Annotated in this window: 3 protein-coding genes; 2 read left to right on the top strand and 1 reads right to left on the bottom strand. The window is 76.0% G+C overall.

The annotated features are described in order from the left end of the window. The coding region (locus ACFQ8C_RS36840; protein WP_383466298.1) for a DoxX family protein at positions 1–571 on the bottom strand (571 nt) is incomplete at its 3' end. A 190-nt stretch (positions 572–761) separates the two neighbouring features. Here ACFQ8C_RS36840 and ACFQ8C_RS36835 point away from each other — a divergent pair. Together ACFQ8C_RS36835 and ACFQ8C_RS36830 are read left to right on the top strand one after the other, a co-directional pair. Beyond that, complete coding sequence (locus tag ACFQ8C_RS36835) at positions 762–2,156, top strand: dipeptidase (RefSeq protein ID WP_383466296.1); 1,395 nt, start codon at positions 762–764, stop codon at positions 2,154–2,156. Positions 2,157–2,390: 234 nt separating this feature from the next. Further along, complete coding sequence (locus ACFQ8C_RS36830; protein WP_189851624.1) at positions 2,391–2,813, top strand: DUF350 domain-containing protein; 423 nt, start codon at positions 2,391–2,393, stop codon at positions 2,811–2,813. Positions 2,814–3,080: the final 267 nt, after the last annotated feature.

Genomic DNA, 3,080 nt, shown 5'->3' with positions numbered 1-3,080 from the left:
CACTCTTCGCGTCGTCGGCTGCGCCCTTTGTGAAAACGCCCCCGGCCCCGCGGGCGGCCCGGGGGGCGGCCCGGGCGGGGGCGCGGCGGCCCCCGCCGCCCGCCGCGGCGATCGCCGAGCCGAGGAAGGCGGTGGCCACCACCCAGGGGCGGTCGAGGACGTGCCCGGTGGCGTGGTCCAGGGAGTAGCGGCCGGCGCCGGTGATGCCGATGGCGGCGGCGGTGAAGCCGAGGAAGGCCGGGTACTCGTAGCCGCCGGCCTGGGCGAAGAAGCCGGCCGGGGCGTGCACGGAGACGGCGCCCGCCATGGCTCCGGCGGCGGCCGCGCCGGCGGCGGGGGTGGCCAGGCCGAGGGCGAGCAGGACACCGCCGCCGGCCTCGCCGAGCCCGGCGGCGATGGCGGACTCGCGGGGCGGGTGGAAGCCCATGGCCGCCATCCCCTGGGCGGTGCCCTCGATGCCCCCGCCGCCGAACCAGCCGAAGAGCTTCTGGGTGCCGTGCGCGGCGAGGACGGCGCCGGTGCCGACCCTCAGCACGAGCAGCCCGAGATCGCGTCGGTTGGGGTGGACCATGACGTTCTCCAGGTGCGGGAGGGGACGCGTACGTCTCCCACTGTCGGCGCGTCCGCCTCCCGCCGCCGCCCGGGAGCCCCGCGGATACGCCACACGAGTCACGTTTTGCGGCGTTTGCCCCGCGTTGCTTGACTGGGGTGGCCGTCGCCGTCCCGGCCCTCCGGGAGCGGCCCGAGGGAAGTGGGTACGCATGACCGCCGAGTCCCCCGACACCGCCGCTCTGCGCGAGCGCGTCCGGGCCCTGATGCCGCGCGCCGAGGAGGATCTGACCGCCCTGGTCGCGATGCGCTCCGTGGCCGACCCCCGCCAGTTCCCGCCCGAGGAGTGCGCCAAGGCCGCCGACTACCTGGTGCGGGCCTTCACCGAGGCCGGACTGAGCGACATGCGGCGGGTCACCACCCCCGACGGCACGGACGCCGTGGTGGGCCACGGGCGCGGCCCGGAGGGCGCGCCCACCGTCCTCCTCTACTGCCACTACGACGTGCAGCCGCCGCTCGACGACGCCGCCTGGCGGACCCCGCCGTTCGAACTGACCGCCCGCGACGGTCGCTGGTACGGGCGCGGCGCCGCCGACTGCAAGGGCAACATCGCCATGCACCTCACCGCGCTGCGGGCGCTCGGCGGCCCGGACGGCACGGGCTTCCCGGTGAACCTCAAGTTCGTGGCGGAGGGTTCGGAGGAGCAGGGCACCGGCGGCCTGGAACAGCTGGTCCCGCTCCGGCCCGAACTCTTCGAGGCGGACACCCTGTTGATCTGCGACACCGGCAACTTCGCGCTCGGGCTGCCCACGACCACGACCTCGCTGCGCGGCCTGACCAACGTGGTGGTGACGGTCTCCACGCTCAAGGGCGAGATGCACTCGGGCATGTTCGGCGGCCCGGCCCCGGACGCGCTGGCGGCGCTCGTACGGATCCTGGACAGCCTCCGCGACGAGCACGGCAACACGGCCGTCCAGGGGCTCGCCGGCGACGGGCGGTGGGACGGGGTGTCCTATCCGCCCGAGCAGTTCCGCACCGACGCCGGGGTCCTGGACGGGGTGCAGCTGGTCGGCACCGGGTCGGTCGCCGACGAGCTGTGGGCGCGGCCCGCGGTCACCGTCCTCGGCATCGACTGCCCGCCGGTGGTCGGCTCCTCCGCCGCCGTGCAGGCGAAGGTGCGGGCCCGGGTCAGCCTGCGGGTGCCGCCGGGGACCGACGCCGAACAGGCCCGGAAGGCGCTCACCGACCACCTGGTGGCGGCGGCGCCCTGGGGCGCGCGGGTCGAGGTGGAGGCGGAGAGCGCCGGACAGCCCTTCCGGGCCCGCACCGACGGGCCCGCGTACACGGCGCTCGGTGCCGCGCTGCGCGAGGCGTACGGCACGTCCATGGTGCAGTCGGGGCAGGGCGGTTCGATCCCGCTGTGCAACGTGCTGGCGGACCGGTTCCCCGACGCGGAGATCGCGCTGATCGGCGTGGAGGAGCCGGGCTGCCTCATCCACGCCCCGAACGAGAGCGTCGACCCCACGGAGATCGAGCGGATGGCGCTGGCCGAGGCGCTCTTCCTCCGCTCCTACGCCGAGGCGTTCGCGCGCTCGGCCGGCGCGTGACGGCACGGGAGAGGAGACGGACCCGGAGCCTTCCGCCCGGAGCCTGATCCGCCGGGTGGTCCGCCCCGTCCGGCCCCCGTCCGGCCCCCGTCCGGTCCGGCGCGTGGTCCGCGGTCGGTCCGCCGTCGGCCCGATCTCCGGGCGGGCGGCGGACCGGCTTGTTCCGTGCGCTAGATTTTGCCGGTCCTCGACCGTCGATCGCTCGCGATCACCACTCTCCGGAGCCGGCTTCCCATGACCGACATCGTCAACGGCCTCGGCCGTGCCACCGCCTACGGCGCCCTCGGCGTGGTCCTGCTGATCCTCGGCATCGTCCTGGTGGACATCCTGACCCCCGGCAAGCTGGGCCGGCAGATATGGGAGGACCGCAACCGCAACGCGGCCGTGCTGCTCAGCTCCGCCCTGCTCGGCATCGGCGGGATCGTCTTCACCTCCATCTGGACCACCTACGACAACTTCGGCAAGGGCCTGGCCTCCACCGCCGCGTTCGGTCTCCTCGGCCTGGTCATGATGGCCGTCGCGTTCCTGGTGGTGGACCTGGTGACGCCCGGCAAGCTGGGTGCCACGCTGGTGGACCCGGAGCCGCACCCGGCGGTCTGGGTGACCGCCTCCTGCAACATCGCCGTCTCCGCGATCGTCTCCGCCTCGATCGCCTGACGAGCCGCGCCCCCGGCGCAACGCGCCCGCCGTCGAGCCGTACCGCCCGACGAGGCGCGTCGCCCGGCACGGCGCCCGCCGCCCCCTCTCCGGCCCGGTGCCCGTCCGTTCAGGACGGGACCGGGCCGGCGGCCGTCCCGGCCGGTTCCACCTCCAGGAAGCGGCGGCCGCGCGGGCCCGGGTTTGGCCCGGGCGCCCCGCCGGGCCGGGCGGGGGGGGCGGCGCAGGGCGCCCGGGGGGGGGGCGCCGGGCCGGCGGCCCCCGCGC

The organism is Streptomyces sp. NPDC056503 (assembly GCF_042794995.1).
GTDB lineage: Bacteria > Actinomycetota > Actinomycetes > Streptomycetales > Streptomycetaceae > Streptomyces.
This window is presented reverse-complemented; position numbering and strand designations above follow the sequence as displayed.